We start from the raw sequence: 14,672 nt of genomic DNA, 5'->3' as shown, positions 1-14,672 counted from the left end.
GGCACCGCGGCAACCGTGACGCCTGAGAACACTTTGGGGGATATTTCATGACTTCGCCGGTTGAAGAGCTGCTGAACCGGTCGCACGCACTCGGGGCCGACCCCCGGAACACCAACTTCGCCGGGGGTAACACCTCGGCCAAGGGCGTGGCCGTGGACCCGGTGACCGGCTCCGACGTCGAGTTGATGTGGGTCAAGGGGTCCGGCGGCGACCTCGGCACGCTGGCCGAGTCCGGCCTCGCCGTACTCCGGCTCGACCGGCTGCGCGCGCTGACCGGCGTCTACCCGGGCGTCGAGCGCGAGGACGAGATGGTCGCCGCGTTCGACTTCTGCGCGTTCGGCCTGGGCGGGGTGGCGGAGCCGGGACGGACGCGGCGCGGCGCGGCGCCGTCCATCGACACCGCCATGCACGGCCTGGTGGAGGCCGCGCACGTGGACCACCTCCACCCGGACGCGGGCATCGCGATCGCGACCGCCGCCGACGGCGAGGAGCTGACCCGGCGGATCTTCGGTGACCGGGTGGTCTGGGTGCCCTGGCGGCGGCCCGGTTTCCAGCTCGGCCTGGACATCGCCGCGATCAGGAGGGAGCACCCGCAGGCCATCGGGTGCATCCTGGGCGGCCACGGCATCACCGCGTGGGCCGACACCTCCGACGCGTGCCAGGCGAACTCGCTGGAGATCATCCGTACCGCCGAGGCGTACATCGCCGAGCACGGCAGGCCGGAGCCGTTCGGGCCGGTCCTGCCCGGTTACGAACCGCTGGCGGAGGAGGACAGGCGCGCGCGGGCCGCCGCGCTGTTCCCGCTCATCCGCGGCCTGGCGAGCACCGACGCGCGGCAGGTCGGCCACTTCACCGACACCCCGGAGCTGCTGGAGTTCCTGTCCCGGGCCGAGCACCCCCGCCTGGCCGCGCTCGGCACGTCCTGCCCGGACCACTTCCTCCGTACCAAGGTCGCCCCGCTCGTGCTCGACCTCCCCGCGACCGCGTCGCCGGAGGAGGCCACGGCCCGGCTCCGCGAGCTGCACGCGGTCTACCGCGAGGAGTACCGCGCGTACTACGACCGCAACGCGTCGCCCGACTCCCCGGCCATGCGCGGCGCCGACCCGGCGATCGTGCTGGTCCCCGGCGTCGGCATGTTCTCCTTCGGCAAGGACAAGCAGACCGCCCGGGTGGCCGGCGAGTTCTACCTCAACGCCGTCAACGTGATGCGCGGCGCCGAGGCCGTCTCCTCCTACGCGCCCATCCCCGAGGTGGAGAAGTTCCGGATCGAGTACTGGGAGCTGGAGGAGGCCAAGCTGCGCCGCCTGCCCGCGCCCAAGCCGCTGGCCGGGCGGGTGGCCCTGGTCACCGGCGGCGGGTCCGGCATCGGGGCCGCCACCGCGCGCCGCCTCGCCGCCGAAGGGGCCTGCGTGGTCGTCGCCGACCGCGACCTCGCCGCGGCGGAGAAGGTCGCCGCCGAGCTCGGCGCCCGCGCGTACCGGGCCGCGGACGTCGCGGTGGCCGTGGGCGTGGACGTGAGCGGCGAGGAGCAGATCGCCGCCGCGTTCGGGCAGGCCGCGCTGGCCTTCGGCGGCGTCGACCTGATCGTCAACAACGCCGGCCTGTCGCTCTCGCGCTCGCTGCTGGAGACCACGGTCCAGGACTGGGACCTGCAGCACGACGTGATGGCGCGCGGATCCTTCCTGGTCTCCAGGGAGGGCGCCCGGATCATGATCGACCAGGGCATGGGCGGCGACATCGTCTACATCTCGTCCAAGAACTCGGTCTTCGCCGGCCCCAACAACGTCGCGTACGGCGCGGCGAAGGCCGACCAGGCGCACCAGGTACGGCTGCTCGCGGCCGAGCTGGGCGAGTACGGCATCCGCGTCAACGGGATCAACCCCGACGGCGTGGTCCGCGGCTCGGGCATCTTCTCCTCGGGCTGGGGTGCCAACCGCGCCGCCGTGTACGGCGTGCCGGAGGAGAAGCTCGGCGAGTTCTACGCCCAGCGGACCCTGCTCAAGCGCGAGGTGCTGCCCGAGCACATCGCGGCGGCGGTGTTCGCCGTCACCGGCGGCGACCTGTCGCTGACCACCGGACTGCACATCCCGGTCGACGCCGGAGTGGCGGCGGCCTTCCTTCGTTGAGCAACGGCGTTCTTCGCGCCGAGGACCGGGCGTTCTCCGCGCCGGTCCTCGGCGTCCCGGCGATCGTTCCTCGACGTTCCGACGCCATCCCCCGAGAGGACGTGTCATGACCATCGAGCTGGATCGGATCAGCCCTCCGCGCACGCGAGTAGGGCTGGTCGCCGGGGGACTCGGCGCGTACTGGCCGCAGTTCCCCGACCTGCTGCCGCAGCTGCGGCGCTCCGCCGACCGCGTGTCGGAACGGATGCGCGATCTCGGCTGCGACGTCGTGGACGTGGGCTTCATCTCCGACGCCCAGGAGGGCGCGGCGGCGGCGGAGCGGCTGCGCGAGGCGGGCTGCGACATCATCGTCGGCTTCCTCACCACGTACATGACGGCGACGATGCTCGTCCCCGTCGCGCAGCGCAGCGGCGCTCCGGTGCTGCTGATCAACCTGCAGCCGACCGAGTCGATGGACCACGCCACCTTCGACACCGGGCAGTGGCTCGCGTACTGCGGCGCCTGCCCGCTGCCGGAGATGGCGAACGCCTTCACCCGCTGCGGCATCCCGTTCCGCTCGGTCTCCGGCTACCTGGAGGACGAGCGGGCCTGGTCGAAGATCGGCCGCTGGGTCAGGGCGGCGGGGGTGCGGGCGGCGTTGCGCCGGGGACGGCACGGCCTGATGGGCCACCTCTACCCGGGCATGCTCGACGTCGCGACCGACCTCACCCTCGTCACCGCCAACCTCGGCGGTCACGTCGAGGTCCTGGAGTTCGACGACCTCCGCGTACGGGTGGAGAAGGTCACCGACTCCGAGGTCACGCAGCGGATGGACCTGGCCAGGGACGTCTTCGAGCTGGCCGACACGGTCAACGAGGACGACTTCTCCTGGGCGGCACGCGTGTCCGTCGGCCTCGACCGGCTGGTGGACGACTTCTCGCTGGACAGCCTCGCGTACTACCACCGCGGTCTGGACGGCGAGATCCACGAGCGGCTGGGCGCCGGGATGATCCTCGGCGCCTCGCTGCTCACGGCCCGGGGCGTGCCCACGGCCGGCGAGTACGAGCTGCGCACCTCGCTGGCGATGATGATCATGGACCGGCTGGGCGGCGGCGGCTCGTTCACCGAACTGCAGGCGCTCGACTTCACCCGTGGACACGTCGAGATGGGCCACGACGGGCCGGCCCACCTGGCCATCAGCGCCCGGCGCCCGCTGCTGCGCGGGCTCGGCGTCTACCACGGGAAGCGCGGTTGGGGTGTGTCGGTCGAGTTCGACGTGGCGCACGGTCCGGTCACCGCGTTCGGGCTGCTGCACAAGCCCGACGGCAGGTTCGGTTTCGTCGTGTCCGAGGGCGAGGTCGTGGACGGCCCGCTGCTGCGGATCGGCAACACCACCTCGCGGGTCGACTTCGGCTGCGACCCCGGGGAGTGGGTCGACCAGTGGAGCGCCACCGGGATCTCCCACCATTGGGCGCTCGGCGTCGGGCACCGCGCGGCCGAGCTGCGCGCCGTGGCCGACCTTCTCGGCGTGGACCTGGTCGAGGTCGCTCCGTGATTTCGCGCTCTTCAGGAGTTCACCAGCTATGGGTCGCCGCAGCGTCCCGTAGCTGGGTCCCGTAGCTGGGGCCGGGGGGTCCCGCCGGTGCGTCGTACCATTTCGCGTAGGGGGGTGCGCAGGGGGAACGGTACGACGACCACCGGCGGGAAGGAGGCATCATGACCCAGGCCCGGGAGGTTCTGGACAGGCATACGGCCGCGTTCAACAACCACGACATCGACGCGCTGCTGCGTAATGTCAGCCCGGCCGCGGTGTGGATCAGCCCCGAGGGCCCGGCGGAGGGACACGAGGAGATCGCCTCGTACATCGGGCAGTTCTTCGCCGCGTTCCCGGACGTCCGCGCGATCGTGTGGGAGAAGGTCGACCACGGCGACCTCGCGGCCGAGGAGCTGATGATGGTCGGCACCCACGGGGGCACCTATCTGATGCCCGGCGGCCGCGCCGTCCCCGGAACGGGCCGGCCCATCCAGCTCCGCTGTTGCGCCATGTGCACGGTCGAGGACGGCCTCATGGTCAGCATGCGCTTCTATTTCGACCAGCTTGAGCTGCTGGCCCAGCTCGGCCTCCTACCGGAGGCCGACGTCTGAGCGTGCCGACAGCTCGAACCACACGATCTTGCCGGTGGGCGTGGGGTCGCTTCCCCAGCAGCAGGAGAGCAGGTCGAGCATGCTCAGCCCGCGACCCCGCTCGTCGTCGTCGTCCGCCTCGCGGATGCGCGGCGGGTTCCGGTCGGCGTCCTCGACCTCGCAGCGCAGCAGGCCCTCCGTGAAGAAGAGGGAGAGCTGGACGGGGCCGTGGGTGTGGCGCAGCGCGTTGCCGGCCAGCTCGCTGACGAGCAGTTCGGCGACGTCGATCGTGTCCTGCGGCAGGCCCCACGTGTTGAGGCGGGCGCGGGTCACGCGCCTCGCCATGCAGGTGGAGGCCAGGCGCTGCGGCAGCTCCCAGGTGGCGGTGAGCGTCTCGGGCGCACGCTCGGGCTCGCGGGAGGGCCGGACGGCCTCGGTCTCGGCCTTGACCCACGCGCGGTCCCAGTCGACGGCCCAGGTCCGCCGGGCCGAGAACGCCGAAGTGACCGGGGCGTTCCGCACGCCCGCGGCCGCGATGTCGATGGTCATGCCGCACACCCCGAAAGCTTCCGATCGGCCGGGACACTGCGCCCGTCGGGCAGCAGCTCACCGCTGTCGTCGAAGACCACCACACCGTTGCAAAGCAGGCCCCAGCCCTGCTCCGGGTGGTAGGCCACCAGGATGGCCGCCTCGTGATCGGAGGCGGAGGCGGGAGGGCAGGAAGGCCGGTGCTTGCACATCATGTCGTCCTTCGGGAGATCCTCGCTGGTCGTGGTGGTTTTTCTTCCACCATCAGGATGCCCAAGGGAGCGACCACGTCGTGAGGGGATAAACCCCCATATGGGTACGTATTCTCCGCTACCCACTCGTGCTAACCAATGGTAATGCGGTCCCGGGGAGGGGAGGGGACCGCGGGGCGTCCCTTCGCCAGGCGGCGGCCGACCCGCTGCATCGGCAGCTCGACGAACCGGTAGGTCAGCCAGCTCACACCGCACACGGCGGCGAGGACACCGAGGCCGAGCCCGAGCTGGACCACCACGGGGAACCTGAGCGGATCGCCCGCGACGAAGAAGAAGAGCCGCAGCAACGGCATGTGCAACATGTAGACCGAATAGCTGATCAGCCCCAGCCAGGCCAGGCCGTACGGGATGCGCCGGCCGCGCAGGGCGTAGAAGAGGCAGAACGTGCCCCCGGCCAGGGCGACCGTCATCAGGTTGGCCATCCCGTTCACGGTCACCGGCTTCATGAAAGGGGTCAGGCAGATCAGGAACGCCACCCCCAGGACGGGCCAGATCCCCGATCCCTGACCGCGCTCCCATCGGTGGATCACCGTGCCGGTGAACATGACCGCCAGGACCATCGCCCCCTGCCAGGGCACACGGCTGCCCACCACGACGAGCGCGATGGCGAGCGTGCCCAGGATCAGCGCCCCCGCCGTACGGACCCTCCCGGAGCCGAACAGGACGCCGCCCAGGCCGGCCAGGAGCACCGCCAGCACGACGACGGGCACCACCGGACCGCCGAGCAGGCCCCGGGTCGGCATGGCGAACGCCACCAGGACCGACAGCAGCCCGAACGCCAGGGCGAACAGCCCGCTGCGCCGGTGCACGCCCGCCACGAACAGGGCGGTGACGAGGATATAGAAGACCATCTCGTAGGACAGCGTCCACATCGGCTCGGTGAACGCCCAGGAGCCGGTGACCTCCATCAGCATCGTGATGTGCCCGACGAGGTCGATGTTCTTGCGCAACGGCGCGATCGAGGCCATCGCGAGGACGATCACGATGGTCAGGACGTACAGCGGATAGAGGCGGAAGACCCGGCCGATCCAGAACGCCCGCACGTCGCCCCTGCGCTCCAGCGATGCGGGGATGATGTACCCGCTGACCAGGAAGAACACCAGTACGCCGTAGTTGCCCAGGTTGAACCAGGTCGGTCGGACATCGGGCAGGAAACGGTACGTCATGTGTTCGAGGAGCACCGCGGTCGCGCCCAGCCCGCGCAACGCATCGAGCCACCTATATCGGGTTATGGGCGGCTGGTCGTCAATCGGCACTCATGTCACATTAAAGGATGCGCCTTGTGCGCGCAGAGGGAGTGCCAGGTTCGACCGGATGTGATCCGCCTCCGGGAGCGTTTCGTGGATCCCGGCCGCCAGGGCGACAGGCGGCGACGGGCCAGGAAGATCCATGAAACGCGGGAGGCGTGGCGGACCGGGCCGTGCGCGGCAGGGCGTGACCGGCCGGAGACGACCCGGCTAGCGGGTACGGCGCAGCAGGAGCGAGACGAAGCCGAGGACGCCCCGGTATCCCTTCAGCCACATGTCACGGTGGTCGAGCGCGGCCTCGCGCGCCGCCGTGCCGTCGGGGCCGGGGTTCTCCTCGGCCCAGCGGAGCAGGGTTCCGGTCCAGGACCACTCGTACTCGTCCCACTCCCCGAGCTCGCTGGTATGGGCGTAGACGGTGACGTAGCCCGCGCTCTCGGCCCGCGCCACGGTCCCGGCGAGATCGGCGTAGTCATCCGGATCGTCGACCAGCGCGAGCGCCTCGGGGGTGGGCGTCCGCTCCCAGAATCCTTCACCGACCAGGGCGAGGCCGCCGGGACGCAGGTGGCGGGCGATCGCCTCCATGGTCGGGACGAGTCCGCCGAAGGCGTGCGTCGCCCCCGCGCAGAACACGAGGTCGTACGGGCCGTCGTCGCCGGTGAACTCCGTGGCGGACGCCTGGTGCAGGCGGATCCGGTCGGTCACCCGCCCCTCCTCGGCGGCCTCGGCGGCGGAGGCGAGGGCGTGGGCGGAGATGTCCACACCGTCGGCCGTCGCGTCCGGATAGAGCGCGAGTGCCCGTAGCGTCCACTGGGCCCCGCCGCAGCCCAGATCGAGGACCCGTGCCCCCTTGGGCAGCCGGGCACGGGTGAGCAGGCGGTCGATATGGGCTTCGCTGATGGGCGACGCGATGGGGTGGTCGTCGTGCGCGATGTGGCTGATCAGATCACGTTCCATCCGCAGACCTTTTCCTATGCTGCGCCCGGAACGCTACTGAATATCCCTTGTGGGCTATCGGTGCGGCTGTGGCCGGACTTCGGCGGCCGCGCCGACGCGCACCGTTCCCGGACCGGTCACCCGCATGATCACGCCGAACTTGTTCTCATGGGCCGTGATGAGATGCTTCTGCAGCTCCGGCCAGCGTTGCCGCCCCTGCGGATCCCAACTCGGTACGGCACAGCGGATGCAGGGCCCCGTGTGGTCGCCCGTCACCTCCAGGACGGCCTCGCCCACCGAGATCACGGTGCCCTCCGTGAACGACTCCTCCGCGAACGCGGGCGCGTCGGTGACCAGATGGACGTTGGGACGGAACCTGTCCAGCTCCACCTCCGCGCCCATCTCCTCCTCCAGGCCGCGCAGGGACGCCTCGAAGGTCACCAGCACCGTCGGGCCCCGGTCCTGCTGGCCGTCCGCCGCCCGGAGCGAGAGCGGTACGCCGTACGAGCCGGTCAGCTCGGCGGGCAGCTCGGGATCGTCCCACGCCCACGGCACTCCGCCGGGCGAGTAGAGCACCGGAGACCCCGGCGGTTCGGGAGAGCCGTCGCAGGTCGCCGGGTACGCGGCCTCCCAGGCCAGCATCCCGGGCGACTGCCGTACCGTGAGCCGCCTCCCCGCGTGCGCGGGACGCTCGTCGATGAGCGCGTACGCCCGGTCGCCGGCCAGCCCCCGGTGATCCAGCAGCGCGGCGGCAACGCGTTCTCCGCGCAAGGACTTGACCGGCCAGCGGTACAGGCCGTCGACGGTTCCCCGATACATGCCTCGATTTTAGGGTCGTCTGGTAAATCGGACGCAACGGTGCAAAGCCCCTGTTTACGAGAAGGCGCTTGGCGAGGTCCCCGCGGCCTGGACCTCACGGTCCCCGCGGCCTGGACCTCACGGTCCCCGCGAACGCCGGTGCTTCCGTTCAGCGCCGATGGGCGAAGCGATCGGTCGCCTCGATGAGGCGGTCCAGGATGCCGGGCTCCGAGTAGGCGTGCCCCGCGTCGTCGACGATGTGGAACTCGGCCTCCGGCCAGGCCCGGTGCAGGTCCCACGCGGTGGCCGCCGGAGTGCACATGTCGTACCGTCCCTGCACGATGACGCAGGGAATGTGCCTGATCCGGTCGATGCCGCGGAGCAACTGCTCCTCCGAGAAGAAGCCGCCGTGCACGAAATAGTGGCTCTCGATCCTGGCGAACGAGACCGCGTAGTCGTCGTCGGCGTGCTTGGCGATGATCCCGGGATCGCGGTGCAGCGTGATGGTCGAGCCCTCCCACACGCTCCAGGCCCGCGCCGCGGGAACCCGTACGGCGGGATCGGGATCGTTCAGCCGCGCGTGGAAGGCGGCGATGAGGTCATGCCGCTCGTCCTCCGGGATCGGCGCGACGTAGCTCTCCCACAGGTCGGGATAGACCATCGAGGCCCCCTCCTGGTAGAACCAGCGCAGCTCGACCGGCCGCAGCGTGAAGACGCCGCGCAGCACGAGCTCGGACACCCGGTCGGGATGGCTCTGTGCGTACGCCAGGGAGAGCGCGCTGCCCCAGGACCCGCCGTACACCTGCCACCGGTCGATCCCGAGATGCTCGCGGAGCCGCTCCATGTCGGCGACCAGATGCCAGGTCGTGTTGTGCTCAAGGGACACCGCGGGATCGGACGCGTGCGGCCGGCTGCGCCCGCAGTTGCGCTGGTCGAACAGCACGACGCGGTACGCCTCCGGATCGAACTGGCGGCGGTGCTCCGCGGTGCAGCCGCCTCCGGGACCTCCGTGGACCATGGCGACGGGCTTGCCCCGGGGGTTGCCGCACACTTCCCAATAGATCTGGTTGCCGTCGCCGACGTCGAGCAGGCCGGAATCATGGGGTTCGATCGGTGGATAAAGCGTCCTCATGAGCGGTCATTATGATCCGTCGTCACCCCGGTCGGCGCTGTGCGGCACCGCTGTCCCACGATCCCTGTCATCACCACCTGCCGTCTCCCGGCTCGCTGTTCCCGCGAGCCGCTGTTCCAGGCGCGTTCCGGTGGCACAGCCCCGCCCTCGCGGCGATCAATAAAAGTTCAAGCGGGGGATACAGGGGACGCCACCGGGTAGGGCGGATTGACCGGATGAATCGCTCTTCGGGGGAAGACATGAGGTTTCTTGTCCGGCCACACCAGATTCCCGTACGGCTGGCCACCGGGCTGTTCATGCTGAACTCGGGACTCAGTAAGGCGTCCGCGGACGAGGAGACCGCCGCCGGTCTGCACGGGATGGCCTCGGGGACCTATCCCTTCCTCAAGGACATGGACCCCATGTCCTTCGTCAACCTGCTGTCCAAGGCGGAGATCGCGCTCGGGGTGGCGTTGCTGGTCCCGGTCGTCCCGTCGGTTCTCGCGGGAGCCGCGCTCACCGCGTTCGCCGGCGGACTGATGGGCCTGTACCTCAAGACGCCCGGTCTGCGGGAGGAGGGCAGCCTGCGGCCCACGCGGGAGGGGATCGCGATCGCCAAGGACACCTGGCTCGTGGGCATCGGCGCCAGCCTTCTCTGCGAAGAGCTCGGCCGCCGCGACTGAGCGACCCGAAGGGCCGGTGAGATCGATCCGAGGGGGTCAGCGGATCATGGCCCTCCTGTCACGACGACGAAGTTCTCCGATCCGATCGGCAGGTGCCCCCTCCTGTACACGGACTCGGGTCAGAGCCAGCCGGCGTCCTGGGCCACCCGGATGGCGTCGATCTTGTTGCGTGCGCCGGTCTTGGCGATCGCGCTGGTCAGGTAGTTCCGAACAGTTCCGGCGGAGAGGTGCAGCCGCCCCGCGATCTCTTCCGCCGCCGAGCCGCGGGCGGCCTCCTTGAGCACGGTCGTCTCCCGGGGCGTCAGCGGGCTCGCGCCGTACTCCATCGCGGACGCGACCAGTTCGGGATCCAGGACGCGCAGGCCCTGCGCGGTACGGCGAATGGCGTCGGCGAGCCGGTCGCCGGGGGCGTCCTTGACGAGGAACGCCTCGATGCCGACCGACAGGGCGCGCCGTACCTGTCCGGGCCGGCCCATCGCGGTGAGCACCAGGATCCGGCAGGAGGGCAGGCGGTCGCGCAGCTCGGCCGCGGCGGTGATGCCGTCCACGACGGGGAGGTCGATGTCGACGACCGCCACGTCCGGTCGCGCGCGGAGGGCCTCGGGGACGATCTCGTCCCCTCGGGTAACCTCGGCGACCACGTCGATGTCGGATTCGAGACGCAGCAGCGCCGTCAGCGCCGCTCTGATCATATGCATGTCCTCGGCGAGCAGCACCCTGATCACACCGGCACCTCCGTTCCCGCCGCTCCGGGAGCGGGTACGGCCAGGGGCACCTCCATGACCAGGCGGAACCCGCTGTCGCCGACGCGCTCCGCGAGCAAGGATCCGCCGATCTGGGCGGCCCGCTCACGCAGCCCCGCCAGCCCGTTGCCGCCGTCGCCGCCACCACTACCGGCGGAGCCACCTGCCCCCGGAACGCCGGTCTGCTTGGCACTGTCCTGCTTGGCACTGTCCTGCATGGCGCCGTCCTGCATGGCGCCGTCCTGATTGGTGCCGCCTGCCGAGGCGCCGGGTCCCGAGGCGCCGGTTCCCGAGGCGCCGTCGTTCACCACCTCAAGGCGTACGGCACGGCCCCGGCGGGAGGTGCTGATCGAGCAGGTGGTCGCGCGGCTGTGCCGTACGACGTTGGTGACGCCTTCGCGCACACCCCAGGCGAGGGTCTCGCCGACGGCTTTCGGAAGCTCGATCTCGGCGAGGTTGACGTGGCAGTCGACGCCGGAGGCCTCCAGCAGCGCCGTGCCCCGGTGCACCTCCTGCGTCAGGGACATCTCCCTGAACCCGCGGGCCACCTGCCGTACGTCCTGCGCCGCGTCCCTGGCGACCCGGACCAGCTCGTCGAGCTCGCCGGAGGCCATGACGGGGTCACGTTCGACGAGCCTTCTGGCCAGGTCGCCCTTGAGCGCGATGGCGGACAGGCTGTGTCCGAGCCCGTCGTGGAGATCGCGGGAGATGCGCAGCCGTTCCTTCAGTACCGCGGCCTCGGCGAGATCGGCACGGGCCCGCTCGAGTTCCCTGGTCACGACCACGAGCCGGGTCACCGCGTAGATCACGAAACCGGTCACGAAAACCGTGATCGCGTAGTAGAAGCCGCTTCCCACGGTGCCGCCCGGCGTGACGGTGAACACCCAGGCGTGCACGGTCATGGCGCAGGCCACGATCGGCAGGGCCACGGCGAACCGCAGGCGGAGCAGCACCGCCCCCATGAGGATCGGAGCCATCGGGGCGATCCAGTAGTGGCCGAACGCGAGCATCGGCGCGTAGGTGGCCACCGCCTGCACGAGGAGAGCGACCGGGAATCCCCGGAAGACTCGTTCCCGCAGGGCCGCGCGTATCTGAAGGTAGTGGGGGACGAAGAACCCGGCCATTCCCGCGACCATGATCCCGTCGTACAGCAAGGAGCCGAACATCAGGACCGAGGCGATCATGGTGATCGTGAATCCCACCGAGATCGTGCCGACCACGGCGATGGCCAGGGTTTGCGAACTCATACGCATGACGTCCCGATTATGGCGTGATCGGCTATGACCGGCCCGATTCGGGCGGCCCGACTATGAGCGGCCCGACTATGAGCGGCCCGACTATGAGCGGCCCGACTATGAGCGGCGCGGCTCCCAGCGGAACCGGCGGCTGATGACCAGCAGCGCGACGGCGGCCCAGACGCTCAGGTTCAGCAGCGGTACCACCGCGGCCTGCAGGTCACCGGCGAACGTGCCGTCGGCGAACGTCGCCCTGCCCACCGTGACCACCGCGGCCGTGGGCAGCAGGTCGAGTACGGTCGACAGCCAGCCAGGAAGGAGCTGGTTCATCGGCCCGAAGGCACCGGCGCCCAATCCCGCGATCATGAAGAACGGGATGCTCAGCGGCGCGGCCACCTCCGCCCGGGGGATCACCACGGTCCAGGCGGCGCCGAGCGACGTGATCACGGCCGCGCCGAGCACCACGAAGACCGTGAACAGGACCGGGTCGCGCGGCGCGGTGGCCGAGGTGAGGTTCACCACCGCGACCGTGGTGACCAGTGCGATCAGCACGCCCTGGGCCATGATGTTGAGCAGTTCACCGCCGAGCACCGCACCGTCGCCCAGCCCGGAGGCCCGCAGCCGCTTGAGGATGAGCTGGTCGCGCCGGGCGGTCAACGAGACCGCGCTCTGGTTGAACCCGCTGAGCGTGAGAGACACCGCCAGCATGCCGAGCAGCTGGGCGACGATCACCGAGGTCTCGCCCGGGCGCAGCCGGTCCATCATGACCGGCAGGCCGATGCCGAGCCCCACCGAGGTCAGCACCGTCGCGGTCAGCGCCTGCTTGTCCCGCCAGTAGATCCGGCCGCCGAGGCGGGCGACCGCCAGGGTCTCGCGTACCGTCGTCATCGCGTCCGCTCCTTACCTGTCTGGGTCTCGCCCACGGTCGTCATCGCGTCCGCTCCTTGCTCGCGAGGGTCTCGCAGACCGTGGTCGTCACGCCTTCTCCTTGCTCGCCAGGTCGAGGAACAGGTCCTCGAGCGTCGCCGTACGGACCTCCAGGCCGCGTAGCCGCAGCCCGCGCTCCCCGGCCCAGCCGAGCAGCGTCTGCGCGGCCACGTCGGGATCGGGGACGCGGCAGACGACCGTGGTGCCCTCGACGGCCGTGACGCCCACGGGCAGGTCCCGCGCCTCCACCCCCGAAGGCAGCTCGAACGCCACCCGCCCGGTCTGGGCCGCCAGGGTCTCCGCCATGCCGCCGCTCGCCACGATCGCGCCCTTGTCCATGATCGCCATGGTGGTCGCGAGCCGCTGGGCCTCCTCCAGGTAGTGCGTGGTGAGCAGGACCGTGGTGCCCCGCGCGGCCAGGTCGGTGACGACGTCCCAGGTGGCCTTGCGCGCCTCGGGGTCCATGCCCGTCGTGGGCTCGTCGAGGAAGAGCAGGTCGGGACGGCCGAGCGTGGCCAGCGCGAGGTCCAACCGGCGCTTCTCACCGCCGGAGAGCTGGCGCACCTTGGTCCCCGCCTTGCCGGTCAGACCGACCAGCTCCAGGGCCTCCGCGCGGGGCCGGGCGACCGGGACGAACTCCCTCCAGGAGTCGACGGTCTGCGCCACGGTCAGGTCGGGGAAGAACCCCGCCTCCTGCAGCATGATGCCGATGCTCTTGCGCACCTTGGCGCGGTCCTTGACCGGGTCGAGCCCGAGCACCCGTACGGTGCCGCCGTCGGGGCGCTGGAACCCGGCGAGGATCTCCATCGTCGTGCTCTTGCCCGCGCCGTTCCTGCCGAGCAGGGCGAAGATCTCGCCCTTGGCCACGCTGAAGGAGATCTCTCTGACCGCCTCGAAGTCCGCGTAGCTCTTCCTGAGCCCGTCCACCCGGATCGCTTCCATGGTCCGATTCTTCGGATCGCCACGGGACGGCGGCAGTGAAGAATTCACGACTTCCGTGAGAGGACGCCCGGCAAAGAGACCTCCCGCCTCGGCGAGCCCCGGCCGGAGGTGGGTAGTCGTCGGCGTATGGCTCAGATCGGGTACACCATGATGACCGAGCAGACACCCCCCAGGCAGCTGGTCGACGACGTCGTCATCGCCGAGCGCGTGGGGTTCGACTACGCGGTGATCTCCGACCACTACTTCCCCTGGCTGGAGGAGATGGGGCACGCGTCGTACGCGTGGTCGGTGCTGGGCGCGGCGGCCGTCTCGACCCGGCGCCTGCCGCTCATGACGTACGTCACCTGCCCGATCATGCGGTACCACCCGGCGGTGGTCGCGCAGAAGGCGGCCACCGTCGGAGCCTTGTCCGAGGGACGGTTCACCCTCGGCCTGGGAGCGGGGGAGAACCTCAACGAGCACGTGATCGGCCACGGCTGGCCGCCGGTCAACACGCGGCACGACATGTTCCGCGAGGCCATCGAGATCATCCAGGAGCTGTTCGAGGGCGGGTACACGAGCTATCGCGGCGCGCACTTCGACGTCGACTCGGCCCGCCTGTTCGACCTTCCGGACGAGCCGGTGCCCATCGCGGTCGCCGCCTCGGGGGACCAGTCCTGCGAGATCGCCGCCGAGTACGGCGACGGCCTGGTCGCGACGGATCCGGACGCCGACCTGGTCGCGAAGTTCGTCGCCGAGGGCGGCAAGGACAAGCCGGTCTACGGCCAGCTGGCCATCGCCTACGACCCGGACCGGGGAGCGGCGGTGGAGCGGGCCCACCGGCTCTGGCGCTGGGCGGTGGCGGGCTGGAAGGTCATGGCCGAACTGCCCGCGCCGGTGAACTTCGACGCCTGCGCCGCGACCGTACGGCCCGAGGACGTCGCGGAGAAGGTCCCGTGCGGCGCGGACGTCGACGCCGTGGTGGAGGCGGTGCGCCAGTACACCGACGCCGGGTTCACCCACGTCGCCCTGGTCCAGATCGGCC

15 protein-coding genes are annotated in these 14,672 nt (G+C 70.6%); 5 read left to right on the top strand and 10 right to left on the bottom strand.

Annotation, left to right across the window (positions count from 1 at the left end; genetic code table 11):
* Window positions 1–47 precede the first annotated feature (47 nt).
* The 3 genes from IMZ11_RS16300 (at window position 48) to IMZ11_RS16290 (ending at window position 4,250) form a co-directional block, all read left to right on the top strand.
* Window positions 48–2,126: a bifunctional aldolase/short-chain dehydrogenase gene (locus tag IMZ11_RS16300; protein ID WP_228642265.1), complete on the top strand. Its 2,079-nt coding sequence runs from the start codon at window positions 48–50 to the stop codon at window positions 2,124–2,126.
* Between the two features lie 106 nt (window positions 2,127–2,232).
* Window positions 2,233–3,660 carry an L-fucose/L-arabinose isomerase family protein gene (locus tag IMZ11_RS16295; RefSeq protein ID WP_228642263.1) on the top strand — a complete coding sequence of 476 codons (1,428 nt, stop codon included), beginning with the start codon at window positions 2,233–2,235 and terminating at the stop codon, window positions 3,658–3,660.
* A 161-nt stretch (window positions 3,661–3,821) separates the two neighbouring features.
* Complete coding sequence (locus tag IMZ11_RS16290) at window positions 3,822–4,250, top strand: nuclear transport factor 2 family protein (protein WP_228642261.1); 429 nt, start codon at window positions 3,822–3,824, stop codon at window positions 4,248–4,250.
* On the opposite strand, the gene IMZ11_RS16285 is transcribed toward IMZ11_RS16290, so the two are convergent.
* From IMZ11_RS16285 to pip, 6 genes are all read right to left on the bottom strand, one after another.
* Window positions 4,230–4,778, bottom strand: coding sequence for an ATP-binding protein (locus IMZ11_RS16285; RefSeq protein WP_228642259.1), 549 nt, complete (start codon window positions 4,776–4,778; stop codon window positions 4,230–4,232). The genes IMZ11_RS16290 and IMZ11_RS16285 overlap by 21 nt on opposite strands.
* Entirely contained in the window at window positions 4,775–4,969 is a 195-nt protein-coding gene (locus tag IMZ11_RS16280) for a DUF5999 family protein (protein ID WP_061260165.1), read from the bottom strand. Before IMZ11_RS16280 ends, IMZ11_RS16285 begins: the two co-directional genes overlap by 4 nt.
* 131 nt (window positions 4,970–5,100) lie before the next feature.
* Window positions 5,101–6,285 carry an acyltransferase gene (locus IMZ11_RS16275; RefSeq protein WP_228642257.1) on the bottom strand — a complete coding sequence of 395 codons (1,185 nt, stop codon included), beginning with the start codon at window positions 6,283–6,285 and terminating at the stop codon, window positions 5,101–5,103.
* 201 nt (window positions 6,286–6,486) lie between these two features.
* Complete coding sequence (locus IMZ11_RS16270; protein WP_228642255.1) at window positions 6,487–7,230, bottom strand: cyclopropane-fatty-acyl-phospholipid synthase family protein; 744 nt, start codon at window positions 7,228–7,230, stop codon at window positions 6,487–6,489.
* 54 nt (window positions 7,231–7,284) lie between these two features.
* Window positions 7,285–8,028 (bottom strand): MOSC domain-containing protein, encoded by a 744-nt coding sequence (locus IMZ11_RS16265; RefSeq protein WP_228642253.1) that lies wholly within the window; start codon window positions 8,026–8,028, stop codon window positions 7,285–7,287.
* Between the two features lie 148 nt (window positions 8,029–8,176).
* Window positions 8,177–9,139 (bottom strand): prolyl aminopeptidase, encoded by a 963-nt coding sequence (gene pip / locus IMZ11_RS16260; protein WP_228642251.1) that lies wholly within the window; start codon window positions 9,137–9,139, stop codon window positions 8,177–8,179.
* 239 nt (window positions 9,140–9,378) lie between these two features.
* On the opposite strand from pip, the gene IMZ11_RS16255 reads away from it, so the two are divergent.
* Entirely contained in the window at window positions 9,379–9,801 is a 423-nt protein-coding gene (locus IMZ11_RS16255) for a hypothetical protein (RefSeq protein WP_228642248.1), read from the top strand.
* Window positions 9,802–9,920: 119 nt separating this feature from the next.
* Here the strand turns inward: IMZ11_RS16255 and IMZ11_RS16250 are convergent, their stop codons facing one another.
* From IMZ11_RS16250 to IMZ11_RS16235, 4 genes are all read right to left on the bottom strand, one after another.
* The gene (locus IMZ11_RS16250; protein ID WP_228642246.1) at window positions 9,921–10,526 is read right to left on the bottom strand and encodes a DNA-binding response regulator; all 606 of its coding nucleotides are present in this window, start codon (window positions 10,524–10,526) and stop codon (window positions 9,921–9,923) included.
* Window positions 10,523–11,791: a sensor histidine kinase gene (locus IMZ11_RS16245; RefSeq protein WP_228642244.1), complete on the bottom strand. Its 1,269-nt coding sequence runs from the start codon at window positions 11,789–11,791 to the stop codon at window positions 10,523–10,525. Before IMZ11_RS16245 ends, IMZ11_RS16250 begins: the two co-directional genes overlap by 4 nt.
* Window positions 11,792–11,896: 105 nt before the next feature.
* On the bottom strand, window positions 11,897–12,667 hold the full coding sequence (locus IMZ11_RS16240; RefSeq protein ID WP_228642242.1) for an ABC transporter permease: 771 nt from the start codon (window positions 12,665–12,667) through the stop codon (window positions 11,897–11,899).
* An 87-nt stretch (window positions 12,668–12,754) separates the two neighbouring features.
* Complete coding sequence (locus IMZ11_RS16235) at window positions 12,755–13,648, bottom strand: ABC transporter ATP-binding protein (protein ID WP_228642240.1); 894 nt, start codon at window positions 13,646–13,648, stop codon at window positions 12,755–12,757.
* A gap of 126 nt (window positions 13,649–13,774) precedes the next feature.
* On the opposite strand from IMZ11_RS16235, the gene IMZ11_RS16230 reads away from it, so the two are divergent.
* Window positions 13,775–14,672 (top strand): TIGR03557 family F420-dependent LLM class oxidoreductase (locus IMZ11_RS16230; RefSeq protein ID WP_228642238.1); only part of this gene is annotated, 898 nt, incomplete at its 3' end.

The sequence above is a fragment of the Microtetraspora sp. AC03309 genome, assembly GCF_020826795.1.
Lineage (GTDB): Bacteria > Actinomycetota > Actinomycetes > Streptosporangiales > Streptosporangiaceae > Microtetraspora > Microtetraspora glauca.
The sequence above is the reverse complement of the archived record's forward strand: the minus strand, read 5'-3'. Positions and strand labels throughout refer to the sequence as shown.